Raw genomic sequence first — 25,168 nt, 5'->3', positions numbered from 1 at the left:
TGCAGTTGGAATGAATGATTCAGGTGCGTGCGGGCGCGCAGGCTAGCGGCAGCTCGCGCCGGTCGAGCGCACGGCTCCAGAGCGCGATCGCGAGGCCTGCCAGCGTCAGCAGCGCGGCGACCCAGCCGAGTGCGCCGAGCCCCGGGCCGCGGTCGATCACCATGCCGCCGACCCAGGCGCCGAGCGCATTGCCGAGATTGAAGGCCGCGATGTTGAGGCTGGACGCCAGGTTCTGCCCGGCGCCGGATGCCTTCTCGAGCACGCGCAGCTGGAGTGGCGCGACCGTGGCGAAGGAAGCGATGCCGAGCAGGCCGACAAAGAGCGCCGCCGTCACGCCCGAGTGGAGCGCCGGCTGCATCACGGCCAGCACCACGGCGAGCGCCACCAGCGTGCCCAGCACGGCCGGCATCAGCGCGCGGTCGGCCAGCTTGCCGCCGAGGATGTTGCCCACCGCGAGGCCGCCACCGAAGAGCAGCAGGATCGGCGACACCGCCGCTTCGGACAAGCCGGTGATACGGGTCAGCAGCGGCTGGATGTAGGTGAACACCGCGAACACGCCGGCAAAGCCGAGCACCGTCATCGCGAGCCCGAGCAGCACCTGCGGCCGGGCCAGCACCGCGAGTTCGTCGGCGAGCGAGGCGGGGGCCTGCTTGTCGGCGGCCCGATCGCGCGGCACGAAGACCGCGAGCACGGCGAGGGCGAAGACGCCGATCAGCGCCACGGCCCAGAAGGTCGAGCGCCAGCCGAACTGCAGGCCCAGCCAGGCGCCGGCTGGCACGCCGAGCATGGTCGCGGCCGTGAGGCCGGTGAACATGATTGCGATCGCCGAGGCGCGCTTTTCCGGAGCGACCAGTCCGGTGGCAACGACGGAGCCGACGCCGAAGAAGGTGCCGTGCGCGAGCGAGGTGATCACGCGCGCGGCCATCAGCATCTCGTAGCTGGGCGCCAGCGCACAGGCGATGTTGCCGAGCGTGAAGATCGCCATCAGCGCGAGCAGCACGGTCTTGCGCGGCACGCGGCGGGTGGCGATGGTGAGCAGCGGCGCGCCGACCGCGACCCCGAGCGCATAGCCCGAGATCAGCAGGCCGGCGGCCGCGATGGAGACATGAAGATCCGCCGAGACCTGCAGCAGCAGGCCCATGATGACGAACTCGGTGGTGCCTATTCCGAAGGCACCGGCGGTGAGGGCGAGGAGGGCGATGGGCATGATGCTTGGTACTGTGCGGGCATCGGCTTGCCTTGACTAGGATGGCGAATGGACAAGCATTGATGAGTTGAAGTCACGAATGCGAACTTCGAAGGGCCGCCGTTCCGCATAATGCAAAGCCTGTATGGAAAGGAGCAGATGCCTTATCGAACCGTTGAGCTCCAAGAGGCTTGCAACACCCTGCCTGAGCTCGCATCGCGCGCACATGCAGGCGAGCCCAGTTTGCTCATCCGACACGGAAAGCCCTACGCAGCAATTGTTTCGTCTGATGTACTCATGAAGGCGCGAGCACGCCCGTGTTTCTTGCGCTTGCGCGGTAGCGGCAGGGGGTTCTGGAGCGAGTCTCCTGCGCGAGCTATCGATGCTGCCCGCGCTGAGTGGAACTGAGCGGCTGAGGCTGCTCGAAGAGGAACGCACCTGACATGCCCCGCATCGAGGTCAACCGCTCCGGCGAGATGGAAGCCTTCGTCCAGGTGGTCGACCGCGGCAGCTTCTCGGCCGGCGCGCGCGTGCTGGGCATGACGCCTTCGGCCGTCAGCAAGCTGGTCGCGCGGCTGGAGGCGCGGCTGGCCACGCAACTGGTGCACCGCTCCACGCGCAAGCTGCAGCTCACGCCCGAGGGCCAGAACTTCTACGAGCGCAGCGTCCGCGTCCTGGCCGACATGGACGAGGCCGAGCGCTGCGCCGCGGCCGGCGCCGCGCCGCGCGGGCGGGTGCGCATCAACGCCAGCATCTCCTTCGGCCACCGCCTGCTGATGCCGCTGGTGCCGCGCTTTCTCGAACTGCATCCGCAGGTGACGCTGGACATCGTGCTGACCGATCGCGTGGTCGACCTGATGGACGAGCGCACCGACATCGCGATCCGCTGGGGTCCGTTGCCGCCCTCCGACCTGGTGGCGCGCCATCTCTTCGACACGGGGCAGGCCATCGTCGCTTCGCCCGCGTACCTGGAACGCTACGGCACGCCGCGCACGCCGCAGGAGCTGGAAGCGCACAACCGCATCGGCTCCAGCTACCACCGCAGCGCGCCCGACTGGCCGCTCGTGGTCGACGGGCGCCCGCTCGACATGCCGGTCGTGGGCTCGGTGCGTGCCGGCGATGGAGAAACACTGCGCCGGCTGGTGCTGGAAGGCGTCGGGCTGGCCCGACTCTCGCTCTATCACATCCAGCCCGACATCGACGCCGGCCGCCTGGTGCCGGTGCTGGAGGAATTCAATCCGCGCGACATGACGCCGGTGCATGCCGTCTACCTCGGCAAGCCCGGCCGGCTGCCGGCGCGGGTGCGCGCCGTGCTCGACTACCTGTCGGCGCGGCTCGCGGACAATAGCCGTTCACGACCATGAAGGAAGTTCCCGACGCCATCGTCTGCGAGGGCTGCGACGCGGTCTACCGCCGCACGCCGCTGCGCCCGCGCGAAGTCTCGCATTGCGCCCGCTGCGGTACCGAGCTCGACCGGCATGCGGGCGACCAGGGCGCGCGCGTGCTGCCGCTCACAGTGGCGAGCCTGATCCTGTTCGCGATCGCCAACCTGTTTCCGATCGTCGAGATCGAATTGCGCGGCCTCGGCAGCGAAACTACGCTGGCCGGCGCGGTGATCGTCCTCAGCACCGAGGGCATGTCGGTGGTGGCGCTGCTGGTGCTGGCCACCACCATCCTCTTTCCCTTGCTGCAGCTGTGCATCCTGTTCTATTTGCTGGTGCCGATGGCGCGCGAGCGGCGACCGGCCGGCTTCGGCGTGCTGGTGCGGATCCTGCAGTCGCTCAGGCCGTGGGGAATGATCGAGGTCTTTCTGCTCGGCGTGCTGGTGGCCATCGTCAAGCTCTCGAGCCTGGCGCAGGTGGTGGCCGGACCGGCGCTGTGGGCCTTCATCGGCCTCACGGTGCTGCTGACGGCGGTGCTGTCCTTCAACCCGCGCACCTTCTGGGAAATGGCCTTCGAGCCGCGGCCGGGGCAGAAGGCATGACGGCAACGGCGCCGATCAGGACGGCGGCGCAGCTCGGGCTCTTGAGCTGCCACCACTGCGGCACAGTCTGGCAGGGCGCCGCGGAGAGCGAAGCCTGCGGGCGCTGCGGCACGCATCTGCATCGCCGCAAGCCTCACAGCATCCAGTGCACCTGGGCCTTGCTGATCGCGGCCTGCATCATGTACGTGCCGGCCAACCTGCTGCCGGTGATGATCACCAAGAGTTTGCTGGGCACGCAGTACGACACCATCCTGAGCGGCGTGATCTACTTCTGGGTCTCCGGCGCCTACGGGCTGGCGGCGATCATCTTCATCGCCAGCTTCCTGGTGCCGCTGTTCAAGCTGACCGCGCTGATGCTGCTGGCTTACATGGCCCAGCGGCACCGCCCCGCCGGGCAACTCGAACGCGCGCGGCTCTATCGCATCCTCGAGGTGATCGGCCGCTGGTCGATGCTCGACGTCTTCGTGGTGTCGCTCTTGGCCGGCCTGGTGCGCATCCAGGGCTTCGCCGAAATCACCGCCGGCGTCGGCATCGCCGCCTTCGGCGCGGTGGTGGTGCTGACGATGCTGGCCTCGCTGAGCTTCGATCCGCGCCTCACCTGGGACAGCGAGGACGTCATGAACGAAACGGAGCCCGCACACGACATGCACGCAAGACACGAAAGAACCGCATGAGCGCTGCGCCGGGCCGCTCCAAGCAAGCTCGCACCGCAGTGCGAAGCACGAAGGTACTCCAATGAGCGATGAAGACAAGACGTCGGCGCCCTCGCTGGCCGAACCGGTCGTCGTGAAGCGCCGCAACTGGCTGCCCTCGCTGATCTGGCTGATTCCCATCGTGGCGGCGCTGGTCGGCATCGCGCTGGTCGCGCGCATCCTGCTCGATCGCGGGCCCGAAGTGGTGCTCACCTTCAAGACCGCCGAGGGACTGGAGGCCGGCAAGACCGCGGTCAAGTACAAGGACGTGCAGATCGGCACGGTGCAGACCATTCGGCTGGCCGGCGACCGCTCGCATGTGCGCGTGCTGGTGCAGCTCACGAAAGAGGCCAAGAGCTTCACCGCCGAGGACACGCGCTTCTGGGTGGTGCGGCCGCGGCTCGACACCTCGGGCATCTCGGGCCTCGGCACCTTGCTGTCGGGCGCCTACATCGGTGCCGACGCCGGCAGCTCGAAAGAGACGGCCGGCGAGTTCAGCGGACTCGAGGTGCCGCCGATCGTCACGCGCGATGCCTCGGGGCGGCAGTACCTGCTGCGCGCCCGCGACGTGGGCTCGCTCGACATCGGCTCGCCGGTGTATTTCAGGCGCATCAAGGTGGGCCAGCTCGCGGCCTACGAGCTCGACGGCGACGGCCGCGGCGTTACGCTGCGCGTGTTCGTCAATGCGCCCTACGACAAGCTCGTCGGCGTCAACACGCGCTTCTGGCATGCGAGCGGCTTCGACGTGGAGCTGAGCGCGAGCGGCGTCAAGCTGCGCACCCAGTCGCTGGCCACCGTGCTGCTGGGCGGCATCGCCTTCCAGGCGCCCGACGATGCGATGGGCCCGGCGGCGCAGGAGAACGCCGCGTTCACGCTGGCCGCCGACGAAACCGCGGCGATGAAGGCACCGGACGGGCCCTCGCAGACGCTGCTCTTGTACTTCAACCAGTCGCTGCGCGGCCTTTCGCCGGGCGCGGTGGTCGATTTCCGCGGCGTGGAGATCGGCGAGGTCAAATCCATCGGCGTCGAGTTCGATCGGCAGGAGAACCAGTTCAAGATGCCGGTGCTGATCCAGGTCTACCCCGATCGCCTGCGCCGCGGCGCGGGCAACGAGCCGGACGAGTCGCGTTACGCGCAGACGGAGCGCCTGCGCCTTCTGGTCAACAAGGGGCTGCGGGCGCAGCTTCGCACGGGCAACCTGCTCACGGGCCAGGTGTACGTGGCGCTCGACTTCTTCCCGAAGGCGCCGCCGGTGAAGATCGACATCAACCAGAACCCGATCGAGATGCCGACGGTGCCCAACAGCCTGGATGAGATCCAGGCGCAGATCGGCGAGATCGCGAGCAAGCTCAACAAGGTGCCCTTCGAAGAGATCGGCGCCGATCTGCGCAAGACTCTGGCTACGCTCAACAAAACGCTCGGCAGCGCCGAGCAGCTTGCAGGCCGGCTGAACAACGATGTCGCACCCGAGATGACGGCCGCCATGAAGGATGTGCGCAAGACGCTCAACGCCGCCGACAAGACGCTGGCCGACGATTCGCCGCTGCAGCAGGACATGCGCCAGACGCTGCAGGAAGTCACGCGCGCGGCCGGGTCGCTGCGCATCCTGACCGACTACCTGGAACGCCACCCCGAATCGCTGATTCGCGGCAAGCCGGAGGACAAGAAGAAATGAGAACGACAAACACCCGGGCGGCGGCCTTGCTCGCTGCCGTGCTGCTGGCGGGCTGCGCCAGCACCGCGCCGCAGTACTACAGCCTGGCCGATGCGACGCCGGGCGCGATGCCCGCGTCGGGCGCGGCGCCTGCCTTCGTCGAGCTCGCGCCGGTGGCCATGCCCGAGCGCTTCGCGCGCCCGCAGCTGGTGGTACGGCAGAAGGCCGCCATCGACGGGCCGCAGGTCGACATCCTCGAAGAGCACCGCTGGTCCTCCTCATTCGAGAACGAACTGCGCGACGCCTTGAGCAGCGGCATCGCGGGCCGCCTCGGCGCTGTCGATGCAACGAAGAGCGGATCGCCGCGCGGCCAGGCCGTGACGCGCATCGCGGTGCAGTTGCGGCAATTCGATGCGGTGCAAGGCAGCCGCGTCGATGCCGGCTTCAGCTGGACCGTGCGCCGCGGCGATCAAGGACCGTCGCTCGCTTGCCAGCTCTCGCTGTCGGAGCCGGTCGAGGGTGGCGGCATCGATGCGCTGGCACGCGGCGCCCAGCGCACTACGGCGAAGCTGGCCGACGCCATCGCACGCAGCGTGACGGTCAACGCCTGCGCGAGCTGAGATGAACGACACCGGTTTCGCACTGTTCGACACTGCCATCGGCGCCTGCGGCATCGCCTGGGGTCCGCGCGGCATCGTCGGCGTGCAGTTGCCCGAGGCCGGGGAGGGCGCGACGCGAGCGCGCATGCTGCGGCGTTTTGCGCAGTTGAACGAGACCGAGCCGCCGCCCGAAGTGCTGAGGGCGACGGCCTCGATTCGCGCCCTGATGGCGGGCGAGCCGCTGGACCTGGCGGAGATCGTGCTCGACTACGAGGGCGTCTCCGACTTCCATCGCCGCGTCTACGAGATCGCACGCCGCATCGTGCCGGGCTGCACGCGCAGCTACGGCGAGATCGCCGCCGAGCTCGGCGACAAGGGCCTGGCGCGCGCCGTCGGCCAGGCGCTGGGCCACAACCCTTTCGCGCCGGTGGTGCCCTGCCATCGCGTGCTCGCCGCCGGCGGAAAGCCCGGCGGTTTCTCGGCGCACGGCGGCGCGACGGCGAAGCTCAAGATGCTGATGATCGAAGGCGCAAGGCCGCAGAGCGATACCGCGTCCTTGTTCTGAAATACCGCGCAACTGCCATGGCAAGGCGAGCAGTTGTCCGACATCACATACTGTTAAGGGTGCGACATTTCGTACTAGTGTTCGACTCAAGAGCAGAAGCATTTGTCCGCGTAAGCGGGGGACTCGATGCCGATACGAAGCAAGGACAATTTCTTGGTCTTCGGTTCCCCGAAGATCGAAGAGGACGAGATTCTGGAGGTCGAGGCGGTCTTGCGATCGGGCTGGCTCGGCACAGGTCCGCGGGTGGCGCAGTTCGAGCATGAGTTCGGCCTGTACCGCGGCGCCGCGCATGCCGTTGCGCTGAACTCCTGCTCCGCCGCCCTGCATCTTTCCTTGCTGGCCTCCGGCGTCGGGCCGGGCGACGAGGTCATCACCACGCCGCTGACTTTCTGCGCAACGGCCAATGCCATCATCCACACCGGAGCGACGCCGGTGCTGGCCGACATCGATCCCGACACGCTGAACATCGATCCGGCGCAGGTGCGCGCCAAGTTGAGCAAGCGCACGCGAGCCATCGTGCCGGTTCATTTTGCAGGGCGGCCCTGCGAAATGGACGAGCTGATGTCGCTGGCGCGGCAGTATGAACTCAAGGTCATCGAGGACTGCGCGCATGCCATCGAAACGCAGTACCACGGCCAGAACGTCGGCACGATCGGCGACTTCGGCTGCTTCTCGTTCTACGTGACCAAGAACGTCGTCACCGGCGAGGGCGGCATGGTCCTGGCGCGCAAGGAGGAGGACGCCGCCCGCATCAAGGTGCTCGGCCTGCACGGAATGAGCAAGGACGCGTGGAAGCGCTTCGGCGACGAGGGCTACAAGCACTACTACGTCGTCGAAGCCGGGTTCAAATACAACATGATGGACCTGCAGGCGGCGATCGGCCTCAAGCAGTTGGCGCGCGTCGAGGCCTACTGGCAGCGGCGCAAGGCCATCTGGAAGCGCTACGGCGACGAACTGGCGGACCTTCCGCTGGCACTGCCCCCGAAGCCGGCGCCGGACACGCGCCACGCGCACCATCTTTTCAACGTGCAGATCGACGCGGCGCGTTGCGGCATCTCGCGCGACGACTTCCTCAACGCCATGACGGCGCAGGGCATCGGCGTCGGCGTGCACTACCTGGCGCTGACCGAGCATCCTTACTATCAGCAAAGCTTCCGCTGGCGGCCCGAGGACACGCCGCATGCCACGCGCGTGGGCAGGCGGACCGTCTCGCTGCCGATCTCGGCCAAGCTGAGCGATCAGGACGTCGGCGACGTGATCTCCGCGGTGCGGCTGATTCTGGAGCAGCATGCAGCGCTGGCATCGGCTGCGCCGTGTTGATCTCCATCCTCATCCCGGCCTACGCGCGGCCGGAACAGTTGAATGAGGCGCTGGGCAGCATCGCGCAGCAGGACCGCTCGCTGATCGGCGAGATCATCATCGGCGACGACAGTCCGCGTTCCTACTGGGCAAGCAACCAGGCGGTCATCGCTGCGAGCGGCCTGGCGGAGCTCATCGAATATCTGCCGAGCGAGCCGTCCAAGGGGACCTACCCCAACCAATGGTTCCTGGCTTCGCGGGCGAAGTTCGACCATCTGCTTTTCCTGCACAACGACGACCAGCTTTGTCCCGGTGCACTGAGCCTGCTGGCGAATGCCTGCGCCAGCGAGACCGATCCGCGCGTGAAGCTGTGGTTCGGCACGCACCTGATCATGGACGCGGCGGGCGTGGTCGACCCCGAGCGATCCGCCGCCAGCGACCAGTGGTTCGACAGACAGGGTGCGGGCGCGACGCGGCCGGTGTGGGAGTGGTGCCTGACGGAATCCATCCCCCCCGATGCCTTCCTGGTGGAGAGGGCGACCTATCTGCAATACATGCGCGGCGAACGCGACGGCAACGTGGGGGACTGGGCCTTTTCGGTGCGTCTGGCCAACAGCGGCGGCTGGGCGCGCTTCATTGGGCAAACCGTGTCCTGCTACCGGGTGCAGGCCGGATCCGTCACGAGCGCCGGGCGCGGCGTCGACGCTCACCGGGCCTACGAGCTGGCGCGCGAGTTGCGCGTGCCCCCCGAAATGGAAGCCGCGAAACGCAAGCGCTTCAACCGGTACATGCTGGTGGTGGCCGTGCGCTATGCGCGGGATGGCGAACGCATGAACGCATGGCGAGCCTTCCTTTCGCCCGATGTTCCCTGGCGGGAGAGATTTTCCCTTCGTTCGGGCCTGGTGCTCTCGATGCTGCTGACGCCGCGGCCGCTCTGGCTCTGGGCGCTGCACTACAAGACCTGAGCGGCGCCATCGCTAGCACAGCGCGCGGCATCGTGCTGCGCAACGCCCATTGCCTCCTTGGAGACAATGAGCGCATGACTTCATCGCGCTTCTTCAAGATCGCGCTCGTGCTGGGCCTCTTGTCGGCCATCGGCCCGTTCGCGATCGACATGTACCTGCCCGCGCTGCCGGAGATCGGCGCGAGCCTCGGTGCCGGCATCGGCCCGGTGCAGATGAGCCTGACGGCCTTCTTCATCTCGCTCGGCGTCGGGCAACTGCTGTACGGGCCGGTGTCGGACATGGTGGGACGCAAGCCGCCGCTGTACTTCGGGCTCGGGCTGTTCGCGCTGGCCAGCATCGGCTGCGCGCTCGCGACCGATATCCAGACCCTGATTGCGCTGCGCTTCGTGCAGGGCCTGGGCGCCGCGGCCGGCATGGCGATTCCGCGCGCGGTGGTGCGCGATCTGCACACCGGCAACGATGCGGCGCGGCTGATGTCCTTGCTGATGCTGGTGTTCAGCGTGTCGCCGATCCTGGCGCCGCTGGCCGGCAGCGGCGTGATCGCCTTCGCCGGCTGGCGCGGCGTGTTCTGGGCCGTGATGCTGGCCGCCGTGGCCGGCCTCGCAATGATGAGCGTGATGCTGAAGGAAACGCGGCCGGCCGAAGAGCGGGTGGAAAGCAGCCTGGGCAGTGCGCTTCGCGCCTACGGTGTGCTGATGCGTGACGCGCACTACCTCGGCCTGGTCTTCATCGGCGCCTTCGCGATGGCCGGTTTCTTCACCTACCTGGCCAACTCCTCCTTCGTGATGATCGACCACTACGGCCTTTCGCCGACGCTCTACAGCCTGGCCTTCGGCATCAACGCCGCTGCGTTCTTCGGTGCCGCGCAGCTCAACGGCGCGCTGTGCGAGCATTTCGGCATCGTGCGCGTGGTCAAGGCCAGCGTGAGCGCCTGCGGGCTCGTGATGGCGGCGATGTTCGCCTACTACCTGGCCGGCGGCGACCGCCTGGCGGTGCTGATCGTGCTGTACTTCGTTGCCAGCGGCTTCATGGGCTTGGTCATTCCCACCACCTCGGTGCTGGCGCTCGAGAAGCACGGCGCGATCGCCGGCACCGCATCGGCCCTGCTGGGCACGCTGCAGATGCTGACCGGCGCGGTGGTGATGGCGGTGATCGGCCTGTTCACCGACGGCCGGCCCTTGCCGATGGTGACGGGCATGGCCGCCGGTGCGCTGATCTCGGTGGTGTTGACATGGTTCACGCTCGGCGGTCGGCAACCGGCGCCTTATGCAGCGCGCTGAGCCGGTGACCGGCACGCCAACACCCGTGCTCGACGGCCTGCCGCTGCCGCAGCGCCGGCACGCGATGCTGGTGATCATTCTCGGCATCGCGGTCGCGGTGCTCGACGGCACCATCGTCAACCTCGCACTGCCCGGGATCGCGCGCGAGCTCCATGCCGATCCGGCGCATGCGATCTGGGTGGTCAACGCCTACCAGATCGCCACGCTGGTGATGCTGCTGCCGCTGGCCTCGCTCGGCGACCTGGTGGGCTACCGGCGCGTCTACCTGGTGGGCATGGCGCTGTTTGCCTTTGCCTCGCTCGGCGCCGTGCTGGCCGATTCGCTCGCGACGCTGATTGCGGCGCGCGCGGTGCAGGGGCTGGGCGCCGCCGGCATCATGAGCGTCAATGCGGCGCTGGTGCGGCTGATCTATCCCAGGGCGCAGCTCGGCCGCGGCATGGCGATCAACTCGATGGTGGTGGCAACCGCGTCGGTGGCGGGGCCCTCGGTGGCGGCCGCGATCCTGTCGGTGGCTTCCTGGCCCTGGCTGTTCGCGCTCAATGTGCCGCTGGGTGCGCTGGTGCTGGCGCTGGGTTGCCGCGCACTGCCGGCCAATCGCGTGGCGGCCGCGGCCGGCGCGCGCTTCTCGTTCGTCGACGTGGCGCTCAACGTGCTGATGTTTTCGCTCATCTTCATCGGCGCCGACCGGCTCGGCGTGCGCAGCAGCGACGCAGGGCAGGGCGCGCAGCCCATCGCCTGGGCGCTGCTGCTGGCGGGCGCGGCGGTGGGCTTCGTCTACCTGCGGCGCCAGCGCGCGCTGGCCGTGCCGCTGTTTCCGGTCGACCTGCTGCGCATCCCGGTGTTCGCGTTGTCGATGGGCACCTCGGTGGCTGCCTTCTGCGCGCAGATGCTGTCCTTCATCGCGCTGCCCTTCCTGCTGCTCGACACCTACGGGCGCTCGCATGTGGAGGCCGGCCTGCTGATCACCGCCTGGCCGCTGGCGATCGTGGTGATGGCGCCGATCGCGGGCCGGTTGATCGGCCGCTATCCCGACGGCCTGCTGGGCGGCATCGGCCTCGGCCTGCTCGCCGTCGGCCTGACCTTGCTCGCGGCGCTGCCCGCACAGCCAGGCAATGCCGACATCGTCTGGCGCATGGCGCTGTGCGGCCTGGGCTTCGGCCTGTTCCAGTCGCCCAACAACCACACCATCGTGACCTCGTCGCCCGCGCATCGCAGCGGCGCCGCGAGCGGCATGCTGGGCACGGCGCGGCTTACGGGCCAGACCCTGGGCGCCGTGATGCTGGCCGCCATCTTCAGCGTCTGGGGGCCGCACGACGGCAAGGGCCAGGTGATCGCGCTGGGGCTGGCCGCCTGTTGCGCGGCGGTGGCGGCGGTGTGCAGCGCGTTGCGCACGCGCGAACCCAGCGCCCGCCACGCCTGAGCGGCGCTCCCTTGCTTCAGCGCCGCGCAGCGGCCGTGACGATGCGCCCCAGCGTTGCCACCGCCTGCTCGCTGGGCGCATCCCATGGATGCCCGTAGTTGAGACGCAGGCAGTTCGCGAAAGCGCGCTGGGCCGAGAAGATCGGTCCCGGCGCAATGCTGATGCCTTGCGCGAGCGCCTCGCGGTGGACTGCCAGCGCGTCGACCTCGGGCGGCATCTCGATCCAGAGGAAATAGCCACCCGCCGGGCGCGTGGCGCGGGTGCCGGACGGAAAGTGCTGCGCGATGGCCTGGGCGTAGGCGGCCTGCTGGTCGGCCAGCGTGCGGCGCAGCTTGCGCAGGTGCTTGTCGTAGCCGCCTTTTTCGAGGTAGCTGGCCAGCGCGGCCTGCGCCGGTGCGGAGGTGCTGAGCGAAGTGCCCAGCTTCAGGCGGGCGACCGCGCGTGCCAGGCGCCCCGGTGCGGCCCAGCCGATGCGCCAGCCCGGCGCCAGGCATTTGGAGAACGACGAGCAGTGCATGACGATGCCCTGCGTGTCGAAGGCCTTCGCCGGCGGCGGCCGCTTGTCGCCGAAGTAGAGCTCGCCGTAGACGTCGTCCTCGATCAGGAGCACCTCGTGGCGCGCCAGCAGTTCGACCAGCGCCTTCTTCTTCGCATCCGGCATCAGGCTCCCCAGCGGGTTCTGGAAGCCGGTCATCAGCCAGCAGGCCTTGGGCCGATGGCGCAGGATCGCGCGCTCCAGCGCGTCGAGCTCGATGCCTTCGCGCGGATGGGTTGGGACCTCTATGGCCTCCAGCCCGTTGCGTTCCAGCGCCTGCAGCGCGGCATAGAAGGTCGGCGATTCGATCAGCACCGCGTCGCCCGGGCGCGTCGCGGCCTGCAGGCACAGGTTGAGGGCTTCGAGCGCGCCGTTGGTGATGACGATCTCGTCCATGGGAACGTGCACGCCGTCCGCCAGGTAGCGCCGCGCGATCTGCCGGCGCAGGCGCGCATTGCCGGGCGTGAGATCGTCCACCGCGCTCCACGGGTCGAGCTGCTGCGCGCTGGCGGCCATGACCCGGCCCAGCCGCTGCAGCGGAAAGAGCAGGGGACTCGGGAAGGCCGAGCCCAGCGGCACGACTTCGCGCACCATGGTCGATTCGAGGATCTCGAACACGCGCTCGCTGACGTCGAGCGAGACCGCATCGCCCTCGGGTTGCGACGAGGCCTCGGGTTCGGGAGGCCGCTGTCCCGCGCCCGCGGCCACGTAGTAGCCGGAGCGTTCGCGTGCGCGCACGAGCCCTTGCGCCTCCAGCAGGTAGTAGGCCTGGAACACGGTGGAAGAACTCACCCCGCGGCTGGCGCGGGCCTGGCGCACAGAAGGCAGGCGGTCGCCGGGTCGCAGCACGCCGGCGCGAATGGAGTCCGCTATGTCGGCGGCCAATGATTCGTAGCGCTTCATGCCGCTTTGGTTATCTGCATTTCGCATCTATCCTGAGTGTCCTGTTTCCCTGATTGGAGCAGCATCCAAATGAGCGAGAGATACGATTCCATCGTGATCGGGACCGGGCAGTCCGGGCCTTCATTGGCCGTGCGCCTGGCGCAGGCCGGCCGCAAGACCGCCATCGTCGAGCGCAAGCTGTTCGGCGGCACCTGCGTCAACACCGGCTGCATCCCCACCAAGACCTTGATCGCGAGCGCGCGGGTCGCTTACCTGGCGCGCCGCGCGGCCGACTTCGGCGTGATGGTCGAGGGCTTGCGCGTCGACATGGCGCGCGTCAAGGCACGCAAGGACGCCGTGGTGCGGGCCTCCAACCAGGGTGTGGAGCAATGGCTCAAGGGCACGCCGAATCTCACGGTCTACCAGGGACATGCGCGCTTCGAAGGCCCGCGCACGGTCCGGGTCGGCGACGCGCAGCTCGAGGCCGGCGAGATCTTCATCGACGTCGGCACGCGGGCACATGTGCCGGACCTTCCCGGCCTGGGCGAGGTCGACCATCTCACGAACGGCGCCATGCTCGAGCTCGACACCTTGCCCGAGCACCTGGTGGTGGTCGGCGGCAGCTACATCGGCCTGGAGTTCGCCCAGATGTACCGGCGCTTCGGCGCCCGCGTCACCGTCGTCGAGATGGGCCCGCGGCTGATCTCGCGCGAGGACGAGGAGGTGTCGGCGGCGATCCGGGAGATTCTCGAAGGCGAGGGCATCGAGGTCCGGCTCAACGCCAAGTGCATCACCTTGGCGCGGCGCGGCCGCGGCATCGGCGTCGGACTCGACTGCCAGGACGACCCGCACGAGATCGAGGGCTCGCACCTGCTGCTCGCGGTCGGACGCCGGCCGAACACCGACGATCTCGGCCTCGACCAGGCGGGCGTGAAGACGGATGCGCGCGGCTACATCACGGTCGACGAAGAGCTGCGCACCAGCGTGCCGGGCATCTGGGCGCTGGGTGACGTCAACGGCCGCGGCGCCTTCACCCACACCTCGTACAACGACTACGAGATCGTGGCGGCCAACCTGCTCGACAAGGACCGCCGCCGCGTCTCCGATCGGGTGACCGCCTATGCGCTGTACATCGATCCGCCCCTGGGCCGGGCCGGCATGACCGAGCGCGACGTCATGCAGGACGGACGCCGTGCGCTCGTTGCCAGGATGCCGATGAGCCGTGTCGGCCGCGCGAAGGAGCGCAGCGAAACGCAGGGCTTCATGAAGGTCCTGGTGGACGCTTCGAGTCAGAAGATCCTCGGCGCCGCGATCCTCGGCATCGAGGGCGACGAAGTCATCCACTCGATCCTCGACGTGATGGTCGCCGGCGCACCGTACACCGTGCTCCAGCGGGCGATGCACATCCATCCGACCGTCTCGGAATTCATTCCCACGCTGCTGGGCAAGCTGGAGCCTCTGGGAGCGCTCGCCTCATGACGCAGATCGGCAAGCCGCCGGGCGACGACACGCTGATCCGGCACGGCTGCGAAGCGGTGCCGTGCCCGAAGGCCTCCAAGCCCTGGGTGCTGGCCGCGGCGATCGTCGGATCGAGCATGGCCTTCATCGACGGCACGGTGGTGAACGTGGCGCTGCCCGCGATCCAGAACGATCTGCGCGCCACGGCCTTCCAGGCCCAGTGGGTGGTGGAGTCCTATGCGCTCTTCCTCGCCGCGCTGCTGCTGGCGGGCGGCGCGCTCGGCGACCGCTTCGGACGGCGGCGCATCTTTGCCCTCGGCGTCGTGATCTTCGCGCTGGCCTCGGTGGGCTGCGCGCTCGCGGGCAGCGTGCAGCAGCTCATCCTCGCGCGCGCCGTGCAGGGCATCGGCGGCGCCCTGCTGGTGCCTGGCAGCCTGGCGCTGATCAGCGCCTCCTTTCCCGAGAAGGAGCGCGGGCGTGCGATCGGCACCTGGTCGGGTTTCAGCGGCATCACGGCCGCGGTTGGGCCCGTGCTCGGCGGATTCCTGGTCGACCACTACTCGTGGATCTGGGCCTTTCTCGTCAATGTGCCGATGGCCATCGCGGTGCTCCTGATCGTATGGCGTCATGTCCCGGAAAGCCGCGGCAGCGCTGCCGATGGCGAGCTGGATTTCTGGGGTGCAGCACTCGCCACCGTCGCGCTCGGCGGCATCGTCTATGCGTTCATCGAAGCGCCCACGCAGGGCTGGAACTCGCCCGCCGTGCTGGCGGCGCTGGCCGCGGGCATTGCGACGAGCGCGGCCTTCGTGGTGGTCGAAGGCCGTGTCCGATCGCCGATGCTGCCGCTTTCGCTCCTGCGCATCGGCAATTTCGGCGGCGCCAACCTGCTGACGCTGCTGCTCTATGCGGCGCTGGGCGGCGGGCTCTACTTCTTTCCGCTCAACCTGATCCAGGTGCAGGGCTACTCGGCCACGGTGGCCGGCGCGGCGCTCCTGCCCTTCATCCTGATCATGTTCGCGCTCTCGGGCTGGGCCGGGCAACTGGTGGACCGCTTCGGCCCGCGGCTGCCGCTGGTGGTGGGCCCGGCCATCGCGGCGGCGGGCTTTGCGCTGTTCGCGGTGCCGGGCGTCGGCGCCAACTACTGGACCGCCTTTCTTCCGGCCGTGGTGGTGCTCGGCTTCGGCATGACGATCACGGTCGCGCCGCTCACCACCACGGTGATGAACGCGGTCGGGCCGGATTCGGCGGGCATCGCCTCGGGCGTCAACAACGCGGTGTCGCGCGCGGCCGCGGTGCTCGCGATCGCGGTTTTCGGCGTGGTGATGGCCTGGGCCTTCGATGCGATGCTGGCCCAGGGCCTGCGCGAAGCGGGCGCGTCGGCGGAGACCCGCGCCTTCTTCGAAGACCAGCGCAGCAGGCTCGCCGGCGCAGAGATGCCGCCGGGCATCGACGCGGCCGCTGCGGCGGCGCTCAAGAAGGCGGTCGCGGAATCCTTCGTGGCCGGGTTCCGATGGGTCATGCTGCTCAGCGCCGGCCTGGCGCTGCTGAGCGCACTGAGCGCCTGGATGATGATCGGCCGCGACCCCGATCGCGCGGCTGTTCCCGCCTCTGCATCCCGATAGCGGGTTAGCGCGCGGCGTCTTCCATCGGCCTCGGCCTACGTCCTTTGCGTTAGCGCGCATGGCCGATAGGCAAAGCACTACCCCGCATCGACACTGCGCCTCGTGTTTGCCCATTCACCGACGTTGTCGGACGCAGGAGGAATGGCAATGATCCAAAGTTGCTGGGACGCCGCGAAGTTGTTGCCGCTTGTTGCCTGCATGCTTCTCGCGGCATGTTCTGACGCGCCGCGGCCCGGTGAGGTGTTCGATGAGGCGAAGCAAGCCGGCCGCGATGCGGCCTCGTTCCCGCATGCCTCGGAGCCTTACTTCCGCGACATGGACGGCGGCATCGCGCTCTCGCCCGAGGAGGAGAAGGGGCGCAACATGTGGCTGGTCTGGAGCGGCGGCAACGACCGCTTCTGGACCCTGATGACCGACTACACCTTCGGTGCCTTCGACCTGCTGAAGGTGGTCAGCACCCATCCGAGCCTCGGCTACTCGCGCGCCAGCCGCTGGGAATATTTCGGCCTGGTCAACGAGCCCTGTTTCCAGCCTGCCACCGGCCCCGACAAGAACCGCCGCGGCCTGTGGCTTGACATGCGCAGCAAGGACTGCGCGCCCGACCCCTTCGAGAACGAGAGCAAGTACCCGGGCGTGAAAATCGGTTCGCGCGGCAAGCCTCTCGGCGACGGCAGCACCCAGCCGGTGGGCTCCTTCTACGGCTGGGGCACCGGCATTGCCGGCCTGCGCCTCTTTCCCAACCCGGCCTTCGACGAGAAGGCGGCCAAGGAATGGGACGCCGAGAAGTACTACACCGACCCGAACTACTACAACCGCAAGGATCTGGTGCGGCCCTACCGCGTGGGCATGTCCTGCGGCTTCTGCCACATCGGGCCCAGCCCGGTGAAGCCGCCGGCCGATCCGAACAACCCGAAGTTCGAGAACCTCAGTTCTTCCGTCGGCGCCCAGTACATGTGGGTGGACCGGCTCTTCATCTACAACGCCAACAAGCCCGAGGGCCGCAAGAATTACATGTACCAGCTGGCCCACACCTACCGGCAGGGCACCATGGACACCTCGCTGGTTTCCACCGACAGCATCAACAACCCGCGCACCATGAACGCGGTCTACGACTTCGTCGCGCGCCTGGAGATAGCCAAGCGCATCGGGCAGGAAAAGATCGACGGCGGCGAGCTCGACAACAAGCAGTTCAACGACTATGTGCCGAGCGGCCCGCTGACCGAATTCTTCAACAAGTCCGAGGCCACGGTTCGCACGCCCCATGTGCTGAAGGACGGCGCCGATTCGGTGGGCCTGCTGGGCGCGCTCAACCGGGTCTATCTCAACATCGGCCTGTTCAGCGAAGAGTGGCTGCTGCACTTCAATCCGGTGGTCGGCGGCAAGACGATCAGCCCGATCCCGATCGTCACCGCGCAGAAGAATTCGAGCTACTGGCAGGCGACCGAGGCGGGCACGCCGAACACGGCGCTGTTCTTCCTGAAGGGGGCGAAGCCCGATCGCCTGAAGGACGCGCCAGGCGGAGACAAGTACCTCGCCGCCGGCGAGACCACGCTGGAGCGTGGCAAGGTGGCCTTCGCCGACACCTGCGCGCGCTGCCATTCGAGCAAGGCGCCGTTGCCGCCGCCCACGCTCGAGCTCACGGCCGGGAAATGCGCCGGACCCGGCTACGTCGATTGCTTCAAGCGCTACTGGACCTGGACCCAGACCGACGACTACAAGGCGCAGATGCGCAAGATCGTCCAGGCGCCGGACTTCCTGAAAGACAACTACCTTTCCACCGAAGCCCGCGTTCCGGTGACCCTGCTGCGCACCAATATCTGCAGTCCGCTCGCGACCAACGCGATCAAGGGCAACATCTGGGACAACTTCTCCTCGCAGACCTACAAGAGCCTGCCCTCGGTCGGCACCGTCACGCTGCACGATCCATTCACCGGCGAGCTGCGGCCCTACGCCATGCCGGGCGGCGGGCGCGGCTACACCCGCGTGCCCTCGCTGATCAGCGCCTGGTCGACCGCGCCCTTCCTGCTGAACAACACGGTCGGTCCCTTCGACAGCAGTCCTTCGGTCGAGGCTCGCCTGAAGGTGTTCGAGGCCTCCATCGAACAGATGCTGTGGCCCGAGAAGCGCGAGCGCGATTCGGAACTCGGCGGCAAGGCGGTCGGCTTCATCGACCGCACCACCGAGCGCAGCACCGTGACCGTGCCGATCGGCTTCGTGCCCGAGGCGATGCAGCCCCTGCAGGGCCGGCTGCATCGCTGGTTCCCGTGGCTGGTCGAGCAGGACGGCGACATCGTGCTCGGGCCGATTCCGAAGGGTGTTCCGGTGGCCTTGCTGGCCAACCTCAAGCTGCGTGCGGAGGGCGATGGCTTCGGCGAAAAGGCCTCGCATGTGCGCGACGTGGGCGAGCTGCTGATCAAGCTCAAGCTCGCACTCAAGAGCGCGCCGGACGGCGCCTCCGACGAGCAGCTGCGCGAACACTTCGCCAGCCTGCGCGGCCCAATGATGGAGCTGAGCAAGTGCCCCGACTTCGTGGTCAACCGCGGCCACTATTTCGGCACCGCGCAGTTCAACCGGCAAGAGGGCTTGAGCGAGGACGAAAAGGCTTTCGGCCGCGAGCCGGAGCTCGGCGACGACGACAAGCGCGCGCTGATCGCCTTCCTCAAGACTTTCTGAACATCACCTGCGCCGAGGCCATGTCCGATGCCGAATCAGCTGCCTGGGACTACGTGATCGTCGGCTCGGGCGCCGGCGGCGGCACGCTCGCGGCCCGCCTGGTCGAGGCCGGCATGCGCGTCTTCCTGCTCGAAGCTGGAGGCGATCCGCGCGCGGCTGCCGAACGCCTGCCCGAGGACTACGACGTGCCGGCCTTCCATGCCTTCGCCTGCGAGAACGCGGCAATGAGCTGGAACTTTCGCGTGCGCCACTACGCCGACGAAGGCCGGCAGGCGAAGGATTGGAAGTACGAAGCGGGGCAGGGTGTGCTGTACCCGCGCGCGGCCGCGTTGGGCGGATGCACCTCGCACAACGCGATGATCTTCATGCTGCCGCACGATGCCGACTGGAACCACGTCGCGCAGCTCACCGGCGACCGTTCCTGGCGCGCCTCGCGCATGCGCCGCTATGCGCGGCGCGTCGAGGACTGCCGCCACCGGCCGGTATGGCGAGCCCTGCGTCATGTGGGGCTCGATCCGACGGGACATGGATGGGGCGGCTGGCTGCGCACCGAAAAATCGATCCCGCTGTCGGTGCTGGGCGACGAGGGCCTGGTGCGCGTGCTGCGCGACACGGCCAGCGTCTTCACGAGCAGCCTGCCCACGCCCTTGCTCAGCACCCTGCGCTGGCTGCGCAGCGGACTGGGCGACCCCAACACGCGCCGCCTGCGGCCGGGCAGCTTCGAAGGCATCTGCTACACGCCGCTCGCGACCTCGGAGCACCGGCGTGCCGGCGTGCGCGAGCGGCTGCTCGATGTGGCCGCAAGGCATCCGGGCCGCTTGCAGCTGGAGCTCGATGCGCTGGCCACGCGCGTCCTGTTCGACGCCGACGGCGCGGCTTGCGGCGTCGAGTACCTGAAAGGCAAGCGGCTGTACCGGGCCCATGCGGCACCCAGCAGCGCAGAAGGCGTGCGGCGCGACGTGCGCGCGCGGCGCGAGGTGATCCTGTGCGGCGGCGCATTCAACACGCCGCAGCTGCTGATGCTGTCCGGCATCGGCCCGGCCGCCGAACTGGAGGCGCACGGCATTCCGCTGCAGAAGAACCTGCCCGGCGTCGGCCGCAATCTGCAGGACCGCTACGAGGTCGCCGTCACGCACCGCATGCGCGAACCCTGGGAGGTGCTGGAGGGTGCGCGCTTCGATCGCGACGACACGCTGTGGCGCCACTGGCACGAGGAGCGATCGGGCATGTATGCCTCGAACGGCGCCGCGCTCGGCGTGGTGAGCCGCTCGGCCACGGCCGATCGGACCGGACAGGAGCCCGACCTCTTCTGCATGGCGCTGCTGGCAGGCTTCGAGGGCTACTTCCCCGGCTTCTCGAAGCGGGTTCGCGATCAGCCGGACCAGCTGACCTGGGCCGTGCTGAAGGCGCATACGCTAAACCGCGCCGGCACCGTGCGCCTGCGTTCGGCCGATCCGCGTGACACGCCGCTCGTGAACTTCCACTACTTCGAGGAAGGCGACGACCAGGCGGGCGAGGACCTGCGTGCCGTGGTGCAGGCGATCCGCTTCGTGCGCCGGATGACGGCGCCGCTGCTCGCCAAGGGATGGATCTCCGAGGAACTGGCGCCGGGGCCGGCCGTGCAGAGCGACGAGGCGCTGGCCGACTACGTGCGCAACACGGCATGGGGCCATCACGCTTCGTGCTCCTGCCCCATCGGCCCGCCTGAGAAGGGCGGCGTGCTCGACAGCGCCTTTGCCGTGCACGGCGTGCCGCGGCTGCGTGTGGTCGATGCCTCGGCCTTCCCGCGCATACCCGGTTTTTTCGTGGCGGCCGCGGTCTACATGATCGCGGAGAAAGCGGCCGATGCGGTGCTGCGCACAGCGATGCGCACACCACTTTCGGCAAGTTGACGGCCTCCCGACCCAGGGCCGACACTCTGTGAACGACGGGTCTTCAACGAGGGGAAAGCCCATGGCCTATGACGTACAGCAACTGCTCGACATGTCGCAAGAGAAGCTCGACGAGCTCTTTCGCGCCAGCCCGCCGGGCGACATTCCCTCGGGCGAAGCCGAGGGCACCGCGATCATCGCGCCCGGGACCCGCTACACCGAGTCCATCGCCAAGATGATCAACTTCTTCGGATGGCAGGGGAAGGTGTTCGATGCCGAGAAGGGCGTGCTGAAGAACAAGGTCAGCCCCTTCGGCGTGCAGGCCATCGTGGCCAAGGTCTACAAGGGCGACAGCTGGCTGGACCAGAAGGAGTGCATCGTGCTCGACTACTCCGAGACCTCGCTGGTGGCCCACTGGATCCGCGACGAGATCCGCCTGATCTCTCCGGGCTTCTATCTCGGCAAGGTGTACTGGGGCAAAGAGCGGCTGATCGATTTCTGCCTCAAGTTCTAGCGACGCCGATGCGGTGACTCCCCAATCACACTTCATGGTGGTCGCAGCCATCGCCCCCGGCCGCGAAGCCAGCCTCCGGAAACTGCTGGCCACCATGAACGTGAGGCCCGGTGTGGTCGACCCGGCCAATGCGCTGCTGCCTTTTGCTGCCTTCCCGCGATTGCATTTCGCGCGCTTCGCCGTGCTTGGCGATGCGACCATGGCCGACCTCGAGGTCTTCGGCCTGCCGCGGCCCAGGCTGCCCATCTATCTGGTGTTCATGGGCGACTGCGACGGGCCCGGACGGGAGCAGCTGGCCGAGCTGGTGCAGCGCGCCGGCGAGGGTCTGCGCCGCATCTTCTCGCACTGCAAGGCCCTCGATCCGCGCGACGATCTGCTCGACTGGCTCATCGAACACGACCGGCCGGTGGCTGCGCCCTACGTCAACTGGATCGGGCGCACCGTGCAGCAGATTCGCGAAGAGAGCGCATTGCAGCGCGCCTTGTCGGCGCGGGTGCCGCGCGGCGTGACCGACGCCGCCGTCGATCCGCAAACGATGCGGCGCCAGCTGCTGGCCTTCGCGCGCGCCGAGCAGGCCGCCGGACGCCTGGTGCTGACTCCGCCCGCGCAAACGCCGCTCGACTGGCAGATCCGCAATCTCCTCCATGCGATCGGCCTGCCGCTCGCCGGGCTGGTCCTGCTGCCGTTGCTGATCGTGCTGCTGCCGGTCTTCCTGGTGCTGCTGCGCCGCCACGAGAAGCGCGACCCCGAATACTGTCCGCGGCCGCGCGCAGCCGCCGTGCGCGAGATGCAGGAGCTCGAAGACCACGACCTGAGCAACAGCTTCACCGCGCTCGGGCCGGTCAAGCCGGGCCTGTTCCGGCGCTGGCTGGTGCAGCTGCTGCTGGTGCTGATCGCCTACGCCTGCCGCCACGTGTTCGGCCGCGGCCACCTGGGGCGCGTGCGCACCATCCATTTCGCGCACTGGGTCTTTCTCGACGACAAGACCCGCGTGCTGTTCGCGAGCAGCTACGACGGCAGCCACGAAAGCTACATGGACGACTTCATCAACAAGGTCGCATGGGGCCTCAACCTGATCTTCAGCAACGGCTTCGGCTGGCCGCGCACCGACTGGCTCATCAAGGGCGGCGCGCACCATGAGCTGCGCTTCAAGTACTACCAGCGCGGCCACCAGCTGCCGACCCAGGTCTGGTACAAGGCCTACCCCGGTCTCACGCTGGCCGATCTGGACCGCAACCGGCGCATCCGCGAAGGCTTCGAGCGCGTGGAGATGAGCGATGCGCAGGTGCTCGCATGGCTGAGGCTGCTATGAGCATCGAGTTCGAAGACATCCAGGGCCTGGTGCGCTTCGGCTACAAGCACCTGACGCAGGCCTGCTTCCTGCTGCTACGAATCCGCGATGCCGGGGCCGCGCGTGCCTGGCTCGCGAACGCGCCGGTCACCAGCGCCATCACGCGCAAGCCGCCGCCCCGGACAGCCGTGCAGATCGCCTTCACTTGCGCGGGCCTGCATGCGCTGGGCGCTGCGGAGGACATCGTCGAAGGCTTCTCGGCCGAGTTCCTGGCCGGCATGAGCAGCGACGAGAGCCGCGCGCGGCGGCTCGGCGACCTCGGCGCGAACGACCCCGCGCGCTGGCGGTGGGGCGGCGCGCAGGACCGCATGCCGCACGTGCTGGTGATGCTCTATGCGGTGCCCGGCGGGCTCGACGAGTGGCTGCGGACCATCCGTGCGCAATGCGAGGCGGGCTTCGAGCAGTTGGACTGCCTGAGCACCTCCGACATGGACGGCGTCGAACCCTTCGGCTTCGTCGACGGCATCTCGCAGCCGCGCATCGACTGGGAGCGAGAACGCGCGGCGCACGACGAGGAACAGTTCGAATACACCAACCTGTCGTGCCTCGGCGAGTACCTGCTCGGCTATCCGAACGAGTACGGCGCCTATACCGATCGGCCCCTGCTGGACCGCGCGCGCGATCCCGCGGCGCTGCTGCCGCGCGCCGAGGACGACGCGGACAAGGCCGATCTCGGGCGCAACGGCAGCTACCTGGTCATGCGGCAACTGCGCCAGGACGTCGAAGGCTTCTGGCGCTTCGTCGACGGCCAGGCCGGCGGCGACGCTGCCTTGAGCGAGAAGCTGGCCGAAACGATGGTCGGCCGCACCAAGAAAGGCAAGCCGCTGGTGGAGCCGTCCGGCGAGACGGATGATCTCAATGCCTTCACCTACGACGGCGATCCCGAAGGCCTGCGTTGTCCCTTCGGTGCGCACATCCGCCGCAGCAATCCGCGCAATGCCGATCTGCCGCCCGGCTGGTCGGATCCGATCTCGCGCCTCGTGCGCAGGCTCGGCTTCGGTTCGGACGCGCTGCGCATCGACCTGATCGCCTCGACGCGCTTCCACCGGCTGCTGCGCCGGGGCCGCGAGTACGGCGGAGCCCCGGGCGAAGACGTGGGACTGCACTTCATCTGCCTGGGCGCCAACATCGCGCGCCAGTTCGAGTTCGTGCAGGGCGCTTGGCTGGCCGGCACCAAGTTCGACGCCCTGCCCGGCGAGGGCGATCCGCTGCTCGGCCATCGCCTGGCGGGGGCGGACGGCATGCCGACCGATGGCTTCTCGATGCCCGCGGCCTCGGGGCCCGATCGGCGCCTGACGGGTCTTCCGCAATTCGTGACCGTGCAAGGCGGTGCCTATTTCTTCCTGCCCGGCATCCGTGCCTTGCGCTATCTGTCAAAGGTGCAGCCATGAATTCGAATGTCAGCCGTCCCGCGCCGCGGGCCAACACGGGTTCTTTGCTGAAGAATTTCATCAGCGATTCGGGCCTGGCCCTGCTGCGGCTGGAACGCAGGTTCGATCCCTTCGTTCGCCCGGCCTTCGACGCGGTGCTGCGCGATCCGCTCGCGCGCCTGACCACGGCGCTGATCAACAGCCGGCGGCCCGACGAAGGGCTCGCGATCGCGCAAGAGAAGCTCATGGTCGACGAAGAGAGTTTTACCGACTCGATCGTGCGGAGCTTCACCCGGCAAATGGGCGACCTCTGGAAGCCCGGCGGCTTCGAGCGCGGCGGCAACACCAAGACGCAGGGCATCGTGCGCGGCGAGTTCACCGTGCACGAGGACATCCCCGAGCACGTGAAGCGCGGCATCTATGCCAGGCCCCAGACCTTCAGAGCCTGGGTGCGCTTCTCGGGGCCCGGCCCCTACATCACGCCCGACATCGACGACGTCGGCTTCATGAGCATCAGCATCAAGCTCCTGGGCGTGCCCGGCCCGAAGCTGATGGAGGAGGAGAAGCACACGCTGGACATGTTCGGCGTCTCCACGCCCACCTTCGTGACGCCCGATGCCAAGGCCAACGCGGCGCTGCAGATCGAAAGCGTGAAGAACGCGCAGATCTTCTACTTCGTCAACTTCCGCGACTCGCATGTGCTGGACCTGATCATGCAGTCGCTCTTCATCAAGACGCAGTCCAGTCCCTTCGAGGCGCCGTACTTCAGCTGCGTGCCCTACCTGATGGGCGAGGGGCAGGCGATGCAGTACTCGGTGTGGCCGAAGACGAAGAAGCGCACGCCGATCCCGCGGCTGCCGCTGCGCCCGCCGGACGACTACCTGCGCCAGGCCATGGTGGCCTCGCTGGCCGAGGGCGACGTGGAATTCGACATCCGGCTGCAGATGCAGACCGACCCGCATCGGATGCCGATCGAGAACGCCGGCGTGCTGTGGCCCGAGACGCTGTCGCCGCGCATCACGGTGGCCACGCTGCGCCTGCCGCGCCAGACCTTCGATTCGCCGGCGCAGATGGAATTCGCGAAGAGGCTCTCATACAACCCCTGGCACACGATTGCCGAGCATCGGCCGCTGGGCAACCAGAGCCGCGCGCGCAAGAGGATGTACTGGGAGCTTTCGCAGCTGCGGCACCGGATGAATGCGGTGCCCCATTTCGAGCCTACGGGGGATGAGGTGTTCGAGTAGGCCG

General features: G+C 68.2%; 20 protein-coding genes. 18 read left to right on the top strand and 2 right to left on the bottom strand.

What is annotated here, in order from left to right; genetic code table 11:
- Positions 1–19: 19 nt before the first annotated feature.
- The gene (locus tag ACSQ9I_RS15450) at positions 20–1,207 is read right to left on the bottom strand and encodes an MFS transporter (RefSeq protein WP_436290316.1); all 1,188 of its coding nucleotides are present in this window, start codon (positions 1,205–1,207) and stop codon (positions 20–22) included.
- A gap of 422 nt (positions 1,208–1,629) precedes the next feature.
- Between ACSQ9I_RS15450 and ACSQ9I_RS15445 the strand changes: the two genes are divergently transcribed.
- The 10 genes from ACSQ9I_RS15445 (at position 1,630) to ACSQ9I_RS15400 (ending at position 11,644) form a co-directional block, all read left to right on the top strand.
- Positions 1,630–2,550: a LysR family transcriptional regulator gene (locus tag ACSQ9I_RS15445; protein WP_436313691.1), complete on the top strand. Its 921-nt coding sequence runs from the start codon at positions 1,630–1,632 to the stop codon at positions 2,548–2,550.
- On the top strand, positions 2,547–3,170 hold the full coding sequence (locus tag ACSQ9I_RS15440) for a paraquat-inducible protein A (RefSeq protein ID WP_436313690.1): 624 nt from the start codon (positions 2,547–2,549) through the stop codon (positions 3,168–3,170). Before ACSQ9I_RS15445 ends, ACSQ9I_RS15440 begins: the two co-directional genes overlap by 4 nt.
- Positions 3,167–3,844, top strand: coding sequence for a paraquat-inducible protein A (locus ACSQ9I_RS15435; RefSeq protein WP_436313689.1), 678 nt, complete (start codon positions 3,167–3,169; stop codon positions 3,842–3,844). Before ACSQ9I_RS15440 ends, ACSQ9I_RS15435 begins: the two co-directional genes overlap by 4 nt.
- A 61-nt stretch (positions 3,845–3,905) precedes the next feature.
- Positions 3,906–5,537 (top strand): intermembrane transport protein PqiB, encoded by a 1,632-nt coding sequence (locus tag ACSQ9I_RS15430; protein WP_436313688.1) that lies wholly within the window; start codon positions 3,906–3,908, stop codon positions 5,535–5,537.
- Complete coding sequence (locus ACSQ9I_RS15425; RefSeq protein ID WP_436313687.1) at positions 5,534–6,136, top strand: PqiC family protein; 603 nt, start codon at positions 5,534–5,536, stop codon at positions 6,134–6,136. The genes ACSQ9I_RS15430 and ACSQ9I_RS15425 overlap by 4 nt, the downstream gene beginning before the upstream one ends.
- 1 nt (position 6,137) lies before the next feature.
- Positions 6,138–6,680: a methylated-DNA--[protein]-cysteine S-methyltransferase gene (locus ACSQ9I_RS15420; protein ID WP_093110063.1), complete on the top strand. Its 543-nt coding sequence runs from the start codon at positions 6,138–6,140 to the stop codon at positions 6,678–6,680.
- Positions 6,681–6,833: 153 nt separating this feature from the next.
- The gene (locus ACSQ9I_RS15415) at positions 6,834–8,000 is read left to right on the top strand and encodes a DegT/DnrJ/EryC1/StrS family aminotransferase (RefSeq protein ID WP_436313686.1); all 1,167 of its coding nucleotides are present in this window, start codon (positions 6,834–6,836) and stop codon (positions 7,998–8,000) included.
- Positions 7,994–8,944 (top strand): glycosyltransferase family 2 protein, encoded by a 951-nt coding sequence (locus ACSQ9I_RS15410; RefSeq protein WP_436313685.1) that lies wholly within the window; start codon positions 7,994–7,996, stop codon positions 8,942–8,944. The genes ACSQ9I_RS15415 and ACSQ9I_RS15410 overlap by 7 nt, the downstream gene beginning before the upstream one ends.
- Positions 8,945–9,018: 74 nt before the next feature.
- Positions 9,019–10,224, top strand: a complete 1,206-nt coding sequence (locus tag ACSQ9I_RS15405) for a multidrug effflux MFS transporter (protein WP_436313684.1) — start codon at positions 9,019–9,021, stop codon at positions 10,222–10,224.
- Positions 10,211–11,644, top strand: coding sequence for an MFS transporter (locus ACSQ9I_RS15400; RefSeq protein ID WP_436313683.1), 1,434 nt, complete (start codon positions 10,211–10,213; stop codon positions 11,642–11,644). Before ACSQ9I_RS15405 ends, ACSQ9I_RS15400 begins: the two co-directional genes overlap by 14 nt.
- A gap of 16 nt (positions 11,645–11,660) precedes the next feature.
- Here ACSQ9I_RS15400 and ACSQ9I_RS15395 read toward each other — a convergent pair whose 3' ends face one another.
- Positions 11,661–13,082 carry a PLP-dependent aminotransferase family protein gene (locus ACSQ9I_RS15395; RefSeq protein WP_436313682.1) on the bottom strand — a complete coding sequence of 474 codons (1,422 nt, stop codon included), beginning with the start codon at positions 13,080–13,082 and terminating at the stop codon, positions 11,661–11,663.
- A 69-nt stretch (positions 13,083–13,151) separates the two neighbouring features.
- On the opposite strand from ACSQ9I_RS15395, the gene ACSQ9I_RS15390 reads away from it, so the two are divergent.
- From ACSQ9I_RS15390 to ACSQ9I_RS15355, 8 genes are all read left to right on the top strand, one after another.
- Positions 13,152–14,540, top strand: coding sequence for an FAD-containing oxidoreductase (locus ACSQ9I_RS15390; protein WP_436313681.1), 1,389 nt, complete (start codon positions 13,152–13,154; stop codon positions 14,538–14,540).
- Positions 14,537–16,141 carry an MFS transporter gene (locus ACSQ9I_RS15385; RefSeq protein ID WP_436313680.1) on the top strand — a complete coding sequence of 535 codons (1,605 nt, stop codon included), beginning with the start codon at positions 14,537–14,539 and terminating at the stop codon, positions 16,139–16,141. Before ACSQ9I_RS15390 ends, ACSQ9I_RS15385 begins: the two co-directional genes overlap by 4 nt.
- A 147-nt stretch (positions 16,142–16,288) precedes the next feature.
- Positions 16,289–18,814, top strand: a complete 2,526-nt coding sequence (locus ACSQ9I_RS15380; RefSeq protein WP_436313679.1) for a hypothetical protein — start codon at positions 16,289–16,291, stop codon at positions 18,812–18,814.
- 20 nt (positions 18,815–18,834) lie between these two features.
- Positions 18,835–20,706, top strand: a complete 1,872-nt coding sequence (locus tag ACSQ9I_RS15375) for a GMC family oxidoreductase (RefSeq protein ID WP_436313678.1) — start codon at positions 18,835–18,837, stop codon at positions 20,704–20,706.
- Positions 20,707–20,767: 61 nt separating this feature from the next.
- Positions 20,768–21,199 (top strand): hypothetical protein, encoded by a 432-nt coding sequence (locus tag ACSQ9I_RS15370; protein WP_093110073.1) that lies wholly within the window; start codon positions 20,768–20,770, stop codon positions 21,197–21,199.
- 13 nt (positions 21,200–21,212) lie between these two features.
- Positions 21,213–22,511, top strand: a complete 1,299-nt coding sequence (locus ACSQ9I_RS15365; RefSeq protein ID WP_436313677.1) for a hypothetical protein — start codon at positions 21,213–21,215, stop codon at positions 22,509–22,511.
- Entirely contained in the window at positions 22,493–23,941 is a 1,449-nt protein-coding gene (locus ACSQ9I_RS15360; protein ID WP_436313676.1) for a Dyp-type peroxidase, read from the top strand. The genes ACSQ9I_RS15365 and ACSQ9I_RS15360 overlap by 19 nt, the downstream gene beginning before the upstream one ends.
- A complete protein-coding gene (locus tag ACSQ9I_RS15355; protein WP_436313675.1) occupies positions 23,938–25,164 on the top strand; it encodes a hypothetical protein in 1,227 nt (408 codons plus the stop codon). Before ACSQ9I_RS15360 ends, ACSQ9I_RS15355 begins: the two co-directional genes overlap by 4 nt.
- The last annotated feature ends 4 nt before the right edge of the window (positions 25,165–25,168 follow it).

Origin of the sequence: Variovorax sp. LjRoot84, from assembly GCF_964254305.1 — a bacterium.
Taxonomy (GTDB): Bacteria; Pseudomonadota; Gammaproteobacteria; order Burkholderiales; family Burkholderiaceae_C; genus Variovorax.
The sequence above is the reverse complement of the archived record's forward strand: the minus strand, read 5'-3'. Positions and strand labels throughout refer to the sequence as shown.